Source organism: Streptomyces sp. R35 (assembly GCF_041053035.1).
In the GTDB taxonomy this organism is placed as follows: domain Bacteria; phylum Actinomycetota; class Actinomycetes; order Streptomycetales; family Streptomycetaceae; genus Streptomyces; species Streptomyces lutosisoli.
Genome location: NZ_CP163440.1, coordinates 8,012,766 through 8,029,795 on the forward strand (window position 1 = coordinate 8,012,766; position 17,030 = coordinate 8,029,795).

The 17,030-nt window shown below is 68.8% G+C and carries 12 protein-coding genes; 10 read left to right on the forward strand and 2 right to left on the reverse strand.

Annotated features, from left to right (window positions below; genetic code table 11):
• The first annotated feature begins 82 nt into the window (after nt 1-82).
• From AB5J50_RS36290 to AB5J50_RS36335, 10 genes are all read left to right on the forward strand, one after another.
• Nucleotides 83-5,584: a HAMP domain-containing protein gene (locus AB5J50_RS36290; RefSeq protein WP_369262741.1), complete on the forward strand. Its 5,502-nt coding sequence runs from the start codon at nt 83-85 to the stop codon at nt 5,582-5,584.
• Between the two features lie 343 nt (nt 5,585-5,927).
• A complete protein-coding gene (locus tag AB5J50_RS36295) occupies nt 5,928-6,611 on the forward strand; it encodes a two-component system response regulator (protein WP_028802361.1) in 684 nt (227 codons plus the stop codon).
• 124 nt (nt 6,612-6,735) lie between these two features.
• Complete coding sequence (locus AB5J50_RS36300; protein WP_327432158.1) at nt 6,736-9,474, forward strand: DNA translocase FtsK; 2,739 nt, start codon at nt 6,736-6,738, stop codon at nt 9,472-9,474.
• A gap of 311 nt (nt 9,475-9,785) precedes the next feature.
• Nucleotides 9,786-10,640, forward strand: coding sequence for a helix-turn-helix domain-containing protein (locus AB5J50_RS36305; protein WP_369262742.1), 855 nt, complete (start codon nt 9,786-9,788; stop codon nt 10,638-10,640).
• 127 nt (nt 10,641-10,767) lie between these two features.
• A complete protein-coding gene (gene rimO, locus AB5J50_RS36310; protein WP_327432160.1) occupies nt 10,768-12,243 on the forward strand; it encodes a 30S ribosomal protein S12 methylthiotransferase RimO in 1,476 nt (491 codons plus the stop codon).
• A complete protein-coding gene (gene pgsA, locus AB5J50_RS36315) occupies nt 12,240-12,962 on the forward strand; it encodes a CDP-diacylglycerol--glycerol-3-phosphate 3-phosphatidyltransferase (protein WP_369262743.1) in 723 nt (240 codons plus the stop codon). The genes rimO and pgsA overlap by 4 nt, the downstream gene beginning before the upstream one ends.
• Entirely contained in the window at nt 12,959-13,504 is a 546-nt protein-coding gene (locus AB5J50_RS36320) for a CinA family protein (protein ID WP_369262745.1), read from the forward strand. The genes pgsA and AB5J50_RS36320 overlap by 4 nt, the downstream gene beginning before the upstream one ends.
• A gap of 109 nt (nt 13,505-13,613) precedes the next feature.
• Nucleotides 13,614-13,991: a helix-turn-helix domain-containing protein gene (locus AB5J50_RS36325; RefSeq protein WP_028802355.1), complete on the forward strand. Its 378-nt coding sequence runs from the start codon at nt 13,614-13,616 to the stop codon at nt 13,989-13,991.
• Between the two features lie 288 nt (nt 13,992-14,279).
• The gene (locus AB5J50_RS36330) at nt 14,280-14,750 is read left to right on the forward strand and encodes a DNA starvation/stationary phase protection protein (protein WP_327432163.1); all 471 of its coding nucleotides are present in this window, start codon (nt 14,280-14,282) and stop codon (nt 14,748-14,750) included.
• Between the two features lie 98 nt (nt 14,751-14,848).
• The gene (locus tag AB5J50_RS36335; protein ID WP_369262746.1) at nt 14,849-15,121 is read left to right on the forward strand and encodes a hypothetical protein; all 273 of its coding nucleotides are present in this window, start codon (nt 14,849-14,851) and stop codon (nt 15,119-15,121) included.
• Between the two features lie 221 nt (nt 15,122-15,342).
• On the opposite strand, the gene AB5J50_RS36340 is transcribed toward AB5J50_RS36335, so the two are convergent.
• Nucleotides 15,343-16,104: an SDR family NAD(P)-dependent oxidoreductase gene (locus tag AB5J50_RS36340; protein ID WP_327432165.1), complete on the reverse strand. Its 762-nt coding sequence runs from the start codon at nt 16,102-16,104 to the stop codon at nt 15,343-15,345.
• A gap of 32 nt (nt 16,105-16,136) precedes the next feature.
• Nucleotides 16,137-16,979, reverse strand: a complete 843-nt coding sequence (locus AB5J50_RS36345; RefSeq protein ID WP_369262748.1) for an Fpg/Nei family DNA glycosylase — start codon at nt 16,977-16,979, stop codon at nt 16,137-16,139.
• Between the last annotated feature and the right edge of the window lie 51 nt (nt 16,980-17,030).

The window sequence follows — 17,030 nt, forward strand, 5'->3', positions numbered from 1 at the left end:
AGGCTGAACGCCTTCCAGCACGCAGAGCAGAAGTACCCGAGTACGCCGAGCAGTAATGGTCGACCCTTGCGGGAGGGACACAGTGGAGTCTGGCGCAGCGACGCGGGGCAATAAGACGCGCGCGAAAGGCGGACAGTCCCTGGACAACGGGCGCACACCGCGCAATGGCACCACTGAGGTGGACACGGCGGCCCTGAACCGGCTGCTCGTGGCTTTGGTGTCGATGCGGGACGGCAACTTCCGTAAGCGGCTCACGGTTTCCGGCGACGGCGTGATGTCCGAGATTGCGGCGGTTTTCAATGAAGTGGCCGACCGTAATCTGCATCTGACGGGTGAGCTGTCGCGTGTACGGCGCATGGTCGGGCGTGAGGGAAAGCTCACGGAGCGGCTGGAGACGGGCGCCTGTGAGGGCTCGTGGGCAGCGGCGATCGACGCCTCCAACGCGCTCGTCGACGATCTCGTACGGCCTGTCTCCGAGGTCGGCCGGGTGCTGTCCGCGGTCGCGGAGGGCGACTTGTCGCCGCGCATGGAGCTGCGGGCGCAGGCGCCGGACGGCAACGGGCATCCGCTGCGCGGGGAGTTCCTCAAGGTCGGGCGGACGGTCAACAATCTGGTCGACCAGCTGTCGACGTTCACCGACGAGGTCACGCGGGTGGCCAGCGAGGTGGGTACCGAGGGCAAGCTGGGCGGGCAGGCCCGGGTGCGCGGGATGTCCGGTTCGTGGAAGGACCTCACGGATTCGGTCAACACCATGGCGTACCGGCTGACGGCCCAGGTGCGTGACATCGCTCTGGTGACGACGGCGGTCGCCAAGGGTGACTTGTCCCGGAAGGTCACGGTTCACGTGGCCGGCGAGATGCTGGAGCTCAAGAACACCGTCAACACGATGGTGGACCAGCTGTCCTCCTTCTCCTCCGAGGTGACGCGTGTCGCGCGCGAGGTGGGCACCGAGGGTGAGCTGGGCGGCCAGGCGCAGGTGCCGGGTGTGGCCGGTGTGTGGAAGGACCTCACCGATTCGGTGAACCTGATGGCCGGCAACCTCACGGCCCAGGTGCGCGGGATCGCTCAGGTGACGACGGCGGTCGCCAGCGGTGATCTGTCGCAGAAGGTCACGGTCAGCGCGCGCGGGGAAGTCGCGCAACTGGCCGAGACCATCAACCAGATGACCGAGACGCTGCGGACGTTCGCGGACGAGGTCACGCGTGTGGCCAACGAGGTCGGCGGCGAGGGGCGGCTCGGCGGGCAGGCCAACGTGCCGGGCGCGGCGGGGACGTGGAAGGACCTGACGGACTCCGTCAACACGGTCTTCCGGAACCTGACGACCCAGGTGCGCGACATCGCGGCGGTGACCACGGCCGTGGCCAACGGTGACCTTTCCCAGAAGGTCAGCGTCGAGGTCGCCGGCGAGATGCTGGAGCTGAAGAACACCGTCAACACGATGGTCGACCAGCTGTCGTCGTTCGGTGTCGAGGTCACGCGCGTGGCGCGCGAGGTCGGTGTCGAGGGTGAGCTGGGCGGCCAGGCGCAGGTCCCGGGTGTGGCCGGTACCTGGAAGGACCTCACCGACTCCGTCAACACGGCGTTCCAGAACCTGACGGGTCAGGTGCGCAACATCGCGCAGGTGACGACGGCGGTCGCCAACGGTGATCTGTCGCAGAAGGTCACGGTCGATGTCTCCGGCGAGATGCTCCAGCTGAAGAACACCGTGAACACGATGGTGGATCAGTTGTCGAGCTTCGCCGACCAGGTGACGCGGATGGCCCGGGACGTGGGCACGGAGGGCCGCCTCGGCGGTCAGGCCCGCGTGGACGGTGTGAGCGGCACCTGGAAGGAACTCACCGACTCCGTCAACTTCATGGCGGGGAACCTGACTTCGCAGGTACGTCAGATCGCCCAGGTCACCACGGCGGTGGCCCGCGGCGATCTCTCGCAGAAGATCGATGTCGACGCGCGCGGCGAGATCCTGGAACTGAAGAACACCATCAACACGATGGTCGACCAGCTTTCCGCCTTCGCGGACCAGGTGACCCGGGTGGCCCGCGAGGTGGGTACGGAGGGCCGTCTCGGCGGTCAGGCGCAGGTGCCCGGCGTCGCCGGTGTGTGGCGCGACCTGACGGACTCCGTGAACAGCATGGCGGGCAACCTGACCGCTCAGGTGCGCAACGTCGCGCAGGTCTCCACGGCGGTGGCCCGAGGCGACCTGTCGCAGAAGATCGACGTGGACGCGCGCGGGGAGATCCTGGAGCTGAAGAACACCATCAACACGATGGTGGACCAGCTGTCGAGCTTCGCGGACCAGGTGACGCGGGTGGCCCGCGAGGTGGGCACCGAGGGCATCCTCGGCGGTCAGGCCGAGGTGCAGGGTGTCTCCGGCACCTGGAAAGACCTCACGCAGTCCGTGAACTTCATGGCGAACAACCTGACCATCCAGGTGCGCAACATCTCCGAAGTGACCACCGCGGTCGCCAAGGGTGATCTGTCCAAAAAGATCACCGTCGACGCGAAGGGCGAGATCCTCGAACTCGTCACCACCGTCAACACGATGGTCGACCAGCTGTCGAACTTCGCCGAGCAGGTGAACCGGGTGGCCCGCGAGGTGGGCACCGACGGCAACCTGGGCGGGCAGGCGCGGGTGCCCGGTGTCACAGGCATCTGGAAGGACCTGACCGACAACGTCAACCTGATGGCCAACAACCTGACCAGCCAGGTGCGGAACATCTCCCAGGTCGCGACGGCGGTGGCCAACGGCGACCTCACCAAGAAGGTCACCGTCGAGGCCAGTGGCGAGGTCGCCCAGCTCGCCGACACCGTCAACACGATGGTGAAGACGCTGAGTTCGTTCGCCGACCAGGTCACCCGGGTGGCCCGCGAGGTGGGCACGGACGGCATCCTCGGCGGGCAGGCGCGCGTGCCGGGCGTGTCCGGTACGTGGAAGGACCTCACCGAGTCCGTGAACGGGATGGCGTCCAACCTGACCGGCCAGGTGCGCAACATCGCGATGGTCACGACGGCCATCGCCAAGGGTGACCTGACGAAGAAGATCGACATTGACGCGCGCGGCGAGATCCTGGAGCTCAAGACCACCATCAACACGATGGTCGACCAGCTCTCGTCCTTCGCGGAGGAGGTCACCCGAGTCGCCCGCGAGGTGGGCACCGAGGGGCAGCTCGGCGGCCAGGCACGCGTGCGTGACGTCGACGGCACCTGGCGAGACCTCACCGAGTCGGTGAACGAGATGGCCGGGAACCTGACCCGGCAGGTGCGTGCCATCGCGCGCGTGGCGACCGCGGTGACCCGCGGCGACCTGAACCTGAAGATCGACGTGGACGCCTCCGGCGAGATCCAGGAACTTCAGGACTACATCAACAAAATGATCGCCAACCTGCGCGACACCACCATCGCCAACAAGGAGCAGGACTGGCTCAAGGGCAACCTCGCCCGCATCTCGGCCTTGATGCAGGGGCGCCGCGACCTCGACGACGTGGCCTCGCTGATCATGAGCGAGCTGACACCCGTCGTCTCCGCGCAGCACGGCGCGTTCTTCCTCTCGATGCCGCTGGTCGACGGCAAGGAGGCGGTCGCCGAGCACGAGGACGCGTACGAGCTGCGCATGCTCGGGTCGTACGGCTACTCGATGGGATCCATGCCGACGTCGTTCCGGCCCGGTGAGGCGCTGATCGGGACGGCCGCCCAGGAGAAGCGCACGATCCTCGTGGAGAACGCGCCGAGCGGCTATCTGAAGATCTCGTCCGGGCTCGGCGAGGCGCCCCCGGCGCAGGTGATCGTGCTTCCGGTGCTCTTCGAAGGGACCGTGCTCGGCGTCATCGAACTGGCGTCCTTCACACCGTTCACACAGATCCAGAAGGACTTCCTCAACCAGATCGCCGAGATGATCGCGACGAGCGTCAACACCATCTCCGTCAACACCAAGACGGAGGTGCTGCTCAGGCAGTCGCAGGAGCTCACCGAACAACTCCGCGAGCGGTCGGCCGAGTTGGAGAACCGGCAGAAGGCGCTCCAGGACTCCAACGCGGAGCTGGAGGAGAAGGCCGAGCTGCTGGCTCAGCAGAACCGTGACATCGAGGTCAAGAACACCGAGATCGAAGAGGCCCGGCAGGTCCTGGAGGAGCGCGCCGAACAGCTCGCGGTCTCCATGCGCTACAAGAGCGAGTTCCTGGCGAACATGTCGCACGAGCTGCGCACACCGCTCAACTCCCTGCTGATCCTCGCCAAGTTGCTCGCCGACAACGCGGACACGAACCTCACCCCGAAGCAGGTCGAGTTCGCCGAGACGATCCATGGCGCGGGCTCCGACCTGCTCCAGCTGATCAACGACATCCTCGATCTGTCGAAGGTCGAGGCGGGCAAGATGGACGTGTCGCCGACACGCATCGCGCTGGTCCAACTCGTCGACTACGTAGAGGCCACTTTCCGTCCGCTGACCGCGGAGAAGGGCCTCGATTTCTCCGTACGGGTCTCGCCGGAACTGCCCGCCACGCTGCACACCGACGAACAGCGCCTCCTCCAGGTGCTGCGCAACCTGCTCTCGAACGCGGTGAAGTTCACCGACTCCGGAGCGGTCGAATTGGTGATCCGGCCCGCCGGGGCGGACGTTCCGGTGGCGATCCGGGAACAGCTCCTGGAGGCCGGTTCACTGCGGGACGCGGACGCCGATCTGATCGCGTTCTCCGTGACGGACACCGGCATCGGCATCGCGGCCAGCAAGATGCGGGTCATTTTCGAGGCCTTCAAGCAGGCGGACGGCACGACAAGCAGGAAGTACGGCGGTACGGGGCTGGGGCTGTCCATCTCGCGGGAGATCGCGCGGCTCCTGGGCGGCGAGATCCACGCGCAGAGCGAGCCGGGACGCGGTTCCACGTTCACGCTGTATTTGCCGCTGCACCCCAGCGAACTGCCGCCCCAGGGCTACGGGCAGCTTGCGCCGGCGCTGGAGGCCGGGGAGTTGCTGGCCTCCGAGGCCGAGCTGTCCGGGGTCGGCATCGAGACTCCGGCCGAGGTGAAGTCGTACCAGGAGACCCAGAACGGGCCCGCCGCACTCTTCAGGAGGCGACGCAGGGCGGTGTCAGCGGTCGACCAGCGAACCGCGCTGCCGGGCCAGCCGAACGGCGCCGGGGGCGCGGCTCAGGAGCCGTGGGCGGCTCCGGGCCAGCAGGACGCGGCGCCGCAGCCTCGCCGCGGCATCCGGTTCGAGGGCGAGAAGGTGCTGATCGTCGACGACGACATCCGCAATGTGTTCGCGCTGACGAGCGTCCTTGAGCAGCACGGCCTTTCGGTGCTGTACGCCGAGAACGGCCGCGAGGGCATCGAAGTCCTGGAGCAGCACGACGATGTGACGGTCGTCCTGATGGACATCATGATGCCCGAGATGGACGGATATGCAACGACGGCGGCGATTCGGCGTATGCCGCAGTTCGCCGGGCTGCCGATCATCGCGCTCACGGCGAAGGCCATGAAGGGCGACAGGGAGAAGGCAATTGAGTCAGGTGCTTCCGACTACGTGACGAAACCGGTCGATCCCGATCACCTGCTCTCTGTGATGGAGCAGTGGATGCGTGAGGGGTGACAGACTCATGTCCGGCGAGTCCGGTCGCGACGCGATGTCGATGACCGGAACGCCGGGCCGTGCACGCCGAACCGGCGGTGCGGCAGGCCGGACCGCGCATAACTGACTGTGGCCGAAGCCGTGTAGAAGTACGGGATTCGGGGAACCTTCTGGTCTCCCGCTACGTTTCTGCTACGTGCACAGTGACATCGCGGTGACAGGGTGTGGCGACAGGCGGGGTGCGGCTACCATGACCGGCACAAGGACGGGCGGCGCAAGGGAGTCGTCCCCTGGGGCGGCGCCCGGTGCTTCCCCAAGTCCTGCGGACAGGGGAGGCCCCATGCCGGGGCGAGGAGGGCGGGCCATGGTGCAGAAGGCCAAGATCCTCCTGGTCGATGACCGGCCGGAGAATCTGCTGGCGCTGGAGGCGATCCTCTCCGCGCTCGATCAGACACTGGTACGGGCATCGTCCGGGGAGGAAGCGCTCAAAGCGCTGCTCACGGACGACTTCGCGGTCATTCTGCTGGACGTCCAGATGCCGGGCATGGACGGTTTCGAAACCGCCGCGCACATCAAGCGGCGAGAGCGGACCCGGGACATCCCGATCATCTTCCTCACTGCCATCAACCACGGCCCCCACCACACCTTCCGGGGGTATGCGGCGGGTGCGGTGGACTACATCTCCAAGCCGTTCGACCCATGGGTGCTGCGCGCGAAGGTCTCCGTCTTCGTCGAGCTCTACATGAAGAACTGCCAACTCCGGGAGCAGGCGGCCCTGCTGCGGCTTCAGCTGGAGGGCGGCGGCAAGGCGGCACTCGGCGAGGCCAAGGAGCCCGCCGGACTCCTCGCCGAACTCTCCGCGCGGCTCGCGGCCGTTGAAGAGCAGGCCGAGGCGCTGTCCAAGCAGCTCGACGACGACTCGGCGGACGCGGCGGCGGTGGCGACCGCGGCCCATCTCGAACGCAAACTCACGGGGTTGCGCAGGGCGCTGGACGCGTTGGAGCCGGGCACGGGGAGCGGGGCACCTTCGGTGCCGTCGCAGAACTGAGCGCCACCGAGCCATGAGTTCTGAGTGAGCAGGCGTCAGTTCTGGTCCCCGGCAAGGGCGACACGAACGGGTGAAGCACTGGGCACACGTGTCCGCTGTCGTCTCCACCGGTAACCTCACACACATGGCCTCACGTCAGTCCGCAGCCAAGAAGCCGCCCGCGAAGAAGGCGGCCGCTCCGACGAAGGCTCCGGCGAAGAAGGCCCCCGCGAAAAAGGCAGCCGCCAAGAAGGCGCCCGCCAAGAAGACCGCGGCGAAGAAGCCCGCTCCCGCGCCGGCGCCCAACCCGACCGCGGGCGTGTACAAACTCGTACGCGCCGTGTGGCTGGGTATCGCGCACGCCGTCGGGGCGATGTTCCGCGGTATAGGGCGGGGCGCGAAGGGCCTCGACCCGGCGCACCGCAAGGACGGTGTCGCGCTCCTGCTGCTCGGCCTGTCGCTGATCGTCGCGGCGGGTACGTGGTCCAATCTGCGCGGCCCGGTGGGCGACCTCGTCGAGATGCTGGTGACCGGTGCCTTCGGCCGCCTCGACCTGCTCGTCCCGATACTGCTCGGCGTCATCGCGGCCCGGCTCATCCGGCACCCCGAGAAGCCCGACGCCAACGGCCGCATCGTGATCGGCCTGTCCGCGCTCGTGATCGGCGTCCTCGGCCAGGTCCACATCGCGTGCGGGGCGCCCGCGCGCAGCGACGGCATGCAGGCGATAAGGGACGCCGGCGGTCTGATCGGCTGGGGCGCGGCCACCCCGCTGACGTACACGATGGGCGACGTCCTCGCCGTTCCGCTCCTTGTGCTGCTCACGATCTTCGGGCTGCTCGTCGTCACGGCGACCCCGGTCAACGCGATTCCGCAGCGGCTGCGGCTGCTCGGCCAGAAACTGGGCGTCGTCCACGCCGACCTCGACGAGGACGAACTGGGCGAGGACGACGAGCGCTACGACGAGCAGTGGCGCGAGGCGCTCCCCGCGCGCTCCCGGAGGCGCTCGCGCGCCCCTGAGGAGTACGACCCCGACAGTGCCGAGCAGGAGGCGCTCACCAAGCGCCGGAGCCGCCCCAGACGCCCCGCGGTGCAGCAGCCCGACATGAACCGGCCGATGGACGCGGTGGACGTCGCGGCGGCCGCCGCAGCCGCGCTCGACGGAGCCGTGCTGCACGGGATGCCGCCCTCGCCTCTGGTCGCCGACCTGACGCAGGGCGTCACCGTGGAGCGCGACGGATACGAGGAGACGACGCCCGTACCGGCCGCGCGCGCCAAGGTTCCCCCGGGCGCCAAGCGGCCCAAGCAGGAGGCCCTGCCGGTCGAGTCGGTCGTACCCGACCTCACCAAGGCCGCGCCCGCCGAGCCCCGCGACCTGCCCCCGCGCGCGGAACAGCTCCAGCTCTCCGGCGACATCACCTACTCCCTGCCGTCGCTCGACCTCCTGGAGCGCGGCGGCCCCGGCAAGACGCGCAGCGCCGCCAACGACGCGGTCGTCGCCTCGCTGCAGAACGTCTTCATGGAGTTCAAGGTCGACGCCGCGGTCACCGGCTTCACGCGCGGTCCGACGGTCACGCGCTACGAGGTCGAGCTCGGCCCCGCCGTGAAGGTCGAGCGGATCACCGCGCTCACCAAGAACATCGCGTACGCCGTCGCCAGCCCCGACGTGCGGATCATCAGCCCGATCCCCGGCAAGTCCGCGGTCGGCATCGAGATCCCGAACACCGACCGCGAGATGGTCAACCTGGGGGATGTGCTGCGGCTGGCCGATGCCGCCGAGGACGACCACCCGATGCTGGTCGCGCTCGGCAAGGACGTCGAGGGCGGCTATGTGATGGCCAACCTGGCGAAGATGCCGCACGTGCTGGTCGCCGGAGCCACCGGTTCCGGCAAATCGTCATGCATTAACTGCCTGATTACGTCCGTCATGGTCCGTGCGACCCCCGAGGACGTCCGTATGGTCCTCGTCGACCCCAAGCGGGTCGAGCTGACCGCGTACGAGGGCATTCCGCACCTGATCACGCCGATCATCACCAACCCGAAGCGGGCCGCCGAGGCGCTGCAGTGGGTCGTACGGGAGATGGATCTGCGCTACGACGACCTCGCGGCGTTCGGCTACCGGCACATCGACGACTTCAACCAGGCCATCCGCGACGGCAAGCTCAAGACGCCGGAAGGCAGCGAGCGGGAGCTCAAGACCTATCCGTATCTGCTGGTGATCGTCGATGAGCTCGCCGACCTGATGATGGTCGCACCACGGGACGTCGAGGATTCGATCGTGCGCATCACGCAGCTCGCGCGCGCGGCCGGCATCCACTTGGTGCTCGCCACACAGCGGCCGTCGGTCGACGTCGTCACGGGTCTGATCAAGGCGAACGTGCCCTCCAGGCTCGCGTTCGCCACCTCCTCGCTCGCCGACAGCCGGGTCATCCTCGACCAGCCGGGCGCCGAGAAGCTGATCGGCAAGGGCGATGGGCTGTTCCTGCCGATGGGCGCCAACAAGCCCACCCGTATGCAGGGCGCCTTCGTCACCGAGGACGAGGTCGCGGCGATCGTGCAGCACTGCAAGGACCAGATGGCGCCGGTCTTCCGGGACGACGTCACCGTGGGCACCAAGCAGAAGAAGGAGATCGACGAGGACATCGGCGACGACCTCGACCTGCTGTGCGCCGCCGCCGAGCTGGTCGTCACCTCGCAGTTCGGGTCCACCTCGATGCTCCAGCGCAAGCTGCGCGTGGGCTTCGCCAAGGCCGGGCGGCTGATGGACCTCATGGAGTCCCGCGGCATCGTCGGCCCCAGCGAGGGCTCCAAGGCGCGTGACGTACTGGTGAAGGGCGACGAACTGGATGGAGTGCTCGCCGTGATTCGTGGGGAGGCTGACGCGTAGTGCCTCCGGCGGAGGAAAACGGGACAGGCCGGTCACCGTACGGGTGGGTTCACGGCGGACGGCCATGGAGCGGGCCGGCCGGCGGCGGTTCGTTGATATTCGAACGTGACTCACCCGTAAGGGAACGGCGGGCAACCGTTTCCCTTCGGCATACGTCAAGTTGAGCGAAGGGACGCACATATGTCCCAGCATCAGGATGACCGGCCATTCTGATGGCGTACAAAGTCCCACCGCCCGGTTGCCCCACCCTTTCGTACCCCCCCTAGACTGAACCTCCAGCACAGGTGGCTACACGCTCGAAAGGCGCCCCCGTGTCCATCGGCAACTCCCCTGACGGCAACTCCCCCGAAGACGAGCGTCCGTTCGAAGACGACCGCGAGGCCGAGCAGTTCTCGATCGGCCGTGCCCTGCGGCAGGCACGCATCGACGCCGGGCTGACTGTCGACGACGTCAGCAACGCCACCCGGGTCCGCATCGCCATCGTCCACGCCATCGAGCAGGACGACTTCGCCCCCTGCGGCGGCGACGTCTACGCGCGCGGTCACATCCGGACCCTGGCACGCGCCGTCCGTCTCGATCCTGCCCCGCTGCTCGCCCGGTACGACGCCGACCACGGCGGGCGGCCGGCGCCGACGCCGGCCGCCCCGCTCTTCGAGGCGGAACGTATCCGCCCCGAGCGGCGCGGGCCGAACTGGACCGCCGCCATGGTCGCCGCGATCGTCGCGGTGATCGGCTTCGTCGGGTTCACCGTGGTCAAGGGCAGCGGCGGGGACGACACGAAGACGCAGGTCGCCGAGGGGTCCACGCCGACCACCAGTACGTCGGCCTCGCCCAAGTCGGAGACCAGCAAGCCCGCCGATCCGAAGCCGGACCCCTCCGACAGCGCGATCGCGGCCGCCCCGCAGGACAAGGTGACCGTGCAGGTCAGTGCCGCGGACGGACGCAGCTGGATCTCGGCCAAGGACCACAACGGCCGGATGCTCTTCGACGGGCTGCTCAAGAAGGGCGACTCCAAGACCTTCCAGGACAGCTCGAAGATCAACCTCATCCTCGGTGACGCCGGCGCGATCCAGCTGTACGTGAACGGCAAGAAGATCGAGGACGACTTCCAGCCCGGCGCTGTCGAGCGCCTCACGTATACGAAGGGCGACCCCCAGGTCGGGTAACGGCCCCAGCTCGGACAACGGCCCCAGGCCGAATAGCGGTCCGAAGGGGTATGCCGGTACGGGGTTGGCCAAGATCGGCCAACCCCGTCGACGTGGGCTGTCAGTGGGACGAAGTAGTCTTGAGCCCATGCCTGAACGCCGTACCGTCGCACTCGTCACCCTTGGCTGCGCCCGTAACGAGGTGGACTCGGAGGAGCTCGCAGGCCGCTTGGAGGCGGACGGCTGGCAACTCGTGGAGGACGCCGAAGAAGCGGACGTCGCCGTCGTCAACACCTGTGGCTTCGTCGAGGCCGCCAAGAAGGACTCCGTCGACGCCCTCCTCGAAGCCAATGACCTCAAGGGGCATGGCAGAACCCAGGCCGTCGTGGCGGTGGGCTGCATGGCCGAGCGGTACGGCAAGGAGCTCGCCGAGGCGCTGCCCGAGGCCGACGGCGTGCTCGGTTTCGACGACTACGCCGACATCTCCGACCGCCTCCAGACCATCCTGAACGGCGGCATCCACGCCTCCCACACCCCGCGTGACCGGCGCAAGCTGCTGCCGATCAGCCCGGCCGAGCGGCAGAGCGCCGGCGAGGAAGTGGCCCTTCCCGGCCACGGCGCCCCCACGGACCTCCCGGAGGGCGTGGCCCCGGAGTCCGGCCCCCGCGCGCCCCTGCGCCGCCGCCTGGACGGCTCCCCGGTCGCCTCGGTGAAGCTCGCCTCCGGCTGCGACCGGCGCTGCTCCTTCTGCGCCATTCCGTCCTTCCGCGGCTCGTTCATCTCGCGCCGCCCCAGCGACGTACTGAACGAGGCACGCTGGCTCGCCGAGCAGGGCGTCAAGGAGGTCATGCTGGTCTCCGAGAACAACACCTCGTACGGCAAGGACCTGGGCGACATCCGCCTCCTGGAGACCCTGCTGCCCGAGCTGGCCGAGATCGACGGCATCGAGCGCGTGCGGGTCAGCTACCTGCAGCCCGCCGAGATGCGCCCCGGACTCATCGACGTCCTGACCTCCACGCCGGACATCGCGCCCTACTTCGACCTGTCTTTCCAGCACTCCGCACCCGACGTGCTGCGCTCGATGCGGCGCTTCGGCGACACCGACCGCTTCCTGGAGCTGCTCGACACGATCCGCTCCAAGGCTCCGCAGGCCGGTGTGCGGTCCAACTTCATCGTGGGCTTCCCCGGCGAGACCGAGGCCGACCTCGCTGAGCTGGAGCGGTTCCTCACGGGCGCGCGCCTCGACGCGATCGGCGTCTTCGGGTACTCCGACGAGGACGGCACCGAGGCGGCGACGTACGAGAACAAGCTCGACCAGGACGTGGTCGACGAGCGCCTCGCGCGCGTGTCCCGGCTCGCCGAGGAACTGGTCGCGCAGCGCGCCGAGGAGCGCGTCGGCGAGACCGTGCAGGTGCTCGTCGAGTCGATCGACGACGAGGAGGGCGCGATCGGCCGCGCCGCCCACCAGGCGCCCGAGACGGACGGCCAGGTGATCTTCACGAGCAGCGAGGGTCTCACCGTGGGCCGTATCGTCGAGGCCAAGGTGGTCGGCACGGAAGGTGTCGACCTGGTGGCCGAGCCGCTCCTGGGCTCGCTCCCGTGTACTGAGGAGGCGGGCAGATGACCGGAGTCCCGGCATCCGCGGCGGGCGGCTCCCCCAGCGCGAAAGGTGCGGCGGGCGCTCCCGGCGCATCCGGTGCTCCGGGGGGCTCGAAGCCGGCGCGGGCCGGGAAGCTGGGCGCTGCGGCCGTCAATCAGGCCAGCCTCTGGAACATCGCCAACATCCTGACCATGATCCGGCTCGTCCTCGTGCCGGGCTTCGTGGCGCTGATGCTGGGCGACGGCGGGTACGACCCCGCCATGCGCGCGTGGGCCTGGGCGGCCTTCGCCGTCGCCATGATCACCGACATCTTCGACGGCCATCTGGCGCGCACGTACAACCTGGTCACCGACTTCGGGAAGATCGCCGACCCCATCGCCGACAAGGCGATCATGGGCGCGGCGCTGATCTGTCTGTCCTCGCTCGGCGATCTGCCGTGGTGGGTGACGGGAGTGATCCTCGGGCGTGAGCTCGGGATCACCCTGCTGCGCTTCGTGGTGATCCGTTACGGGGTCATCCCGGCGAGCCGCGGCGGCAAGCTGAAGACGCTGGCCCAGGGCACGGCGGTCGGGATGTACATCCTGGCGCTGACGGGGGCGCTGGCCACCCTGAGGTTCTGGGTGATGGCCGTGGCGGTCGTCCTGACGGTCGTCACCGGGCTCGACTATGTGAGACAGGCCATTGTGCTGCGCAGGCGTGGAATCGCCGAGCGGCAGGCAGCCGCCGAGGAGGCGGAGCGGTGAGTTCCACGGCCGCCGAAGTGCTGCGACTACTCACGGTGAGGGGCGAGACACTCGCCGTCGCCGAGTCGCTCACCGGCGGTCTGGTGGCGGCGGAGATCACCGCGACGCCGGGTGCCTCCAAGGCCTTCCGGGGTTCCGTGACCGCGTACGCCACCGAACTCAAGCACGAGCTGCTGGGCGTCGACGCCACTCTGCTGGCCGAGCGCGGCGCGGTGGATCCGCAGGTCGCGGCCCAGATGGCGGTGGGTGTGCGCAAGGCGCTCGGTGCCGACTGGGGGATCGCGACCACGGGCGTCGCCGGTCCCGATCCCCAGGACGGACACCCGGTCGGCACGGTTTTCGTGGCCGTCGACGGGCCGTCCGAAGCATCTTTTCATGCTGCTGGTGGCGGGAAAGTGATACCGCTGCGGTTGAACGGCGATCGGGCGGAAATCCGTATGGAGAGTGTACGGAGCGTACTCGCACTGCTCCTGAAGGAGCTTGCGGGCGAACAGACCGGGAATGAGCGGGCACAGGATACGGAACAGAACGGGGGGTTTTGATGTTTGCAGCCCTGAGTGAACACGACATCGCTCCCCGCACGGCCGCGGCGCAAGGCGGTACGGTGGGGCGTGAAGGATGCGGCTACGCGGTCCGAGGAGGGAGCCACCGATGATTCTGCTCCGTCGCCTGCTGGGTGACGTGCTGCGTCGGCAGCGCCAGCGCCAGGGCCGTACTCTGCGCGAAGTCTCCTCGTCCGCCCGAGTTTCACTCGGCTATCTCTCCGAGGTGGAGCGGGGGCAGAAGGAGGCATCCTCCGAGCTGCTCTCCGCGATCTGCGACGCGCTGGACGTACGGATGTCCGAGCTCATGCGGGAAGTGAGCGACGAGCTCGCCCTCGCGGAGCTGGCACAGTCGGCTGCGGCCACCGAACCGGTGCCCGCACCGGTGCGTCGCCCGATGCTCAATTCCGTGTCGGTGACCGGTGTGCCACCGGAACGGGTCACGATCAAGGCGCCTACCGAGGCGGTCGACGTCGTCGCCGCCTGACGCTCACGAGTTCGCGCTCATGAGCTGAAGATGCTCGTTAGAAGCCCCGGCCGGGGCTTCTCCAGGGAGACCTGGAGGAGTGCGGCCGGGGTTTTTGCGTTGTACGGGTGTCCTCTATGCGTCCATTTGCCGGTATCCGGTGTGGCGGCCATGGTGGAGGGGTGCGGCGGGGGCCGACCGGTGGACGGACGCCGGTTGTGCGCCTTGATCATCGTGATCGTTGCAGGCGTTGCAGGCGTTGCAGGCGTTGTGATCGATCGTCGTAGTCGTCGTTATCGGAGGATGCGGATGTATGTCGTGAAGAGCCCGTTGTCCGACGCGGACCTGAAGACCGTGGCCGAGGCACTGCAGGGTGCCCTGGTCGACCTGCTGGACCTCTCCCTTGTGGCCAAGCAGGTCCACTGGAACGTGGTGGGACCGCGCTTCCGCTCCATCCATCTCCAGCTCGACGAGGTCGTGGACACCGCACGACTGCACTCCGACACCGTGGCGGAACGCGCCTCGACGCTGGGTGTCCCGCCGGACGGCCGGGCCGCGACCGTGGCCGTCAGCAGCGGCATCGGCCCGACGCCCGAGGGCTGGGTCAAGGACACCGATGCCGTGAAGACACTCGTGGACGCGCTGGGCGCGGTGATCACACGGATGCGCGAGCGGGTGGCGGCGACCGGGGACGCGGATCCGGTGAGCCAGGACATCCTCATCGGGATCACGGCCGACCTGGAGAAGCATCACTGGATGTTCCAGGCGGAGAACGGGTGACCGCCCGCTGGTGCTGCCCTAGGTGCGCCCGTGTGCCGTTGGTGCGCCCTGCCGGGGAGTGAGAGCGGCGGTCTAGCGTCGGGCTGGAGGTGGGCACCATGGCGGGGCGAATAGTGCGCTGGGGGGCTGCACTGGCGCTCGGTGCGGTGTGGTGGTGGAGCGTGCTGCGGCTCGCGCTGGTGCCAGACGCCGGGGTGCTGGAGGGGGCGGTCGCTGCCGGGGGATGGGGGCTGAGCCTGCTGCCGGTGCACTGCGTACCGAAGGCCCGGGCGGTGGGCGCCGTGGGGTCGGATCGGTGGCGGGAGTCCTGGCAGGAGGCGTGGTCGCGGCGGCGGGGTACTGGTGTGGGGCGTGCGCGGGGCGTGCGCTAGGGAGTGGGGGCGCGCTTCAGGGGTTGGGGGCGTGTGGCGAGGCGGGTGTGCGGAAGTGGAGCGCTGGAGGGTGGGGCGCTCGGGGAGGGGAAGGCGCCCCCTCGGGTGTGACAGGGGGCGTGTCCGGGTGCCGGGGGCGTGCAAGGACTGAAGGGGGGCGCGTGGGTGTGTGCGGGCGCCGGCGTGTGCCGGTGGGAGCGGTAGTGCGCGGGTGAAGGGGGCTACCAGGGCATCGCGACGCCGCCGTTGGGGCGGAGGATCTGGCCTGTGGTGAACGTCGAGGCGTCCGAGGCCAGGTGTAGTACGGCGTGGGCGATGTCCTCCGGTTCGCCGACCCGGCCCAACGGTGAAAGCCGCGCCATGAACGCCTCTGTCTGTGCCTGCGCCTCCCCGTGACGGTCGGTCATCGGCGTACGGATCCAGCCGGGCGCGACCGCGTTGACACGGATGCCGTGCGGGCCGATCTCGGTCGCCAGGGTCTTCGTCAGCTGCACGACGGCCGCCTTCGCCGCGCCGTAGCAGAGCAGGCCGGGGCCACCGGTGTCTATGGCACCTGACGCCATGGTGATGATGCTGCCGCGGACGCCCTTCGCGATCATGAGGCGGGCGGCTTCCTGGCAGGCGTACAGCACGCCCTTGAAGTTGATGCTCAGCACCCGGTCGAGGTCCTCGTCCCGGGTCTCCAGGACCGGGCTGCTGTGCATGATCCCGGCGACCGCCGCCATGACGTCGAGGCGTTCGCAGGATGCGACGGCCTGCTGGAGCTGGGCACGGTCGCTGACGTCGAGCGGGTGGGTGTGGGCGGTACCGCCCTGACTCTTGATCAGGGTGGCCGTCTCGTGCAGGCCCTGCGCGTCGCGGTCCGCGCAGTGGACGGTGGCTCCCGCCTCAGCGAGCAGGACGGCGGAGGCGCGGCCGATGCCGCTGGCGGCGCCGGTGACGAATGCGGTGCGTCCGGTGAGGTCGTACGCCGTGAGGGGCATGAAAGGACGGTACGAGGGTTTCTGACGGATCGTCAATTAGTCGTACGTCGGGGACCCGTACGGGGTTGGGCGGCGCCCGGCGATGGCGTGGGCCCCGTCTGGCACGTCGGACACCAGTAGGTGGGGCGCTCACGGGCACCGTCGCCCTGGTTCGCCGAACGGATCGGGGTGCGGCAGCGCAGGCAGGGGCGGGGTGTCCGGCCGTACACGAAGAGGTTCTGGTCGCGGCGGCCCGTGGTGCTGCGGGCGGGCCGGTCGCGGTTGACCTTGAGGAGCCTCTTGGCGAGGGCGGGCAGCTGGGCGGCGCGGTCGGCCGGGACATCGCCGATGGGGAGCCAGGGAGTGACCCCCAGGAGGAAGCACAGCTCGCTCTTGTAGACGTTGCCGATGCCGGCGAGATTGCGCTGGTCGAGCAAGGCCTCGCCGAGCGGGCGGGCCGGGTCGCGCAGGAGGTTCTCCAGAGCCTTGTCCGGGTTCCAGTCCGGGCCCAGGAGGTCGGGACCGAGATGGCCGACCGCTCGGCCTTCGTCGGTGGTGCGGAGCAGCTCCAGTACGGGGAGGCGGTACCCGACGGCCGTGCGGTCCGCGGTGCCCAGGATGGCCCGGATCTGATGCGTGGGGCCGCCGCTCCAGCGCTGGCCGTTCGCGTACACCTTCCATGAGCCGTCCATCCGCAGATGTGAGTGCAGGGTCACTCCGCCCTCGATCCGGGCGAGGAGGTGCTTGCCGCGCGGGGTGACATCCAGGACGGTGCGACCGGTGAGGTCGGCTGTGGCGTACTTGGGCACCCTCAGGTCGGAGCGGGTCAGCACCTTGCCCGCGAGGGCGATGTGCAGCCGCCTCGCGGCCTGCCAGACGGTGTCTCCTTCGGGCATGGATCCAGGGTGGCATGGGTGGGGCGTGGCATGGGTCGGGGTGTTGTCGGG

What these genes read in the sequence shown, in the direction of transcription:
- AB5J50_RS36295 (WP_028802361.1), top strand. Translation starts at nt 5,928, where the DNA reads ATGGTGCAGAAGGCCAAGATCCTCCTGGTCGATGACCGGCCGGAGAAT.
- AB5J50_RS36300 (WP_327432158.1), top strand. Translation starts at nt 6,736, where the DNA reads ATGGCCTCACGTCAGTCCGCAGCCAAGAAGCCGCCCGCGAAGAAGGCG.
- rimO (WP_327432160.1), top strand. Translation starts at nt 10,768, where the DNA reads ATGCCTGAACGCCGTACCGTCGCACTCGTCACCCTTGGCTGCGCCCGT.
- pgsA (WP_369262743.1), top strand. Translation starts at nt 12,240, where the DNA reads ATGACCGGAGTCCCGGCATCCGCGGCGGGCGGCTCCCCCAGCGCGAAA.
- AB5J50_RS36325 (WP_028802355.1), top strand. Translation starts at nt 13,614, where the DNA reads ATGATTCTGCTCCGTCGCCTGCTGGGTGACGTGCTGCGTCGGCAGCGC.
- AB5J50_RS36330 (WP_327432163.1), top strand. Translation starts at nt 14,280, where the DNA reads ATGTATGTCGTGAAGAGCCCGTTGTCCGACGCGGACCTGAAGACCGTG.
- AB5J50_RS36335 (WP_369262746.1), top strand. Translation starts at nt 14,849, where the DNA reads ATGGCGGGGCGAATAGTGCGCTGGGGGGCTGCACTGGCGCTCGGTGCG.
- AB5J50_RS36340 (WP_327432165.1), bottom strand. Translation starts at nt 16,104, where the DNA reads ATGCCCCTCACGGCGTACGACCTCACCGGACGCACCGCATTCGTCACC.
- AB5J50_RS36345 (WP_369262748.1), bottom strand. Translation starts at nt 16,979, where the DNA reads ATGCCCGAAGGAGACACCGTCTGGCAGGCCGCGAGGCGGCTGCACATC.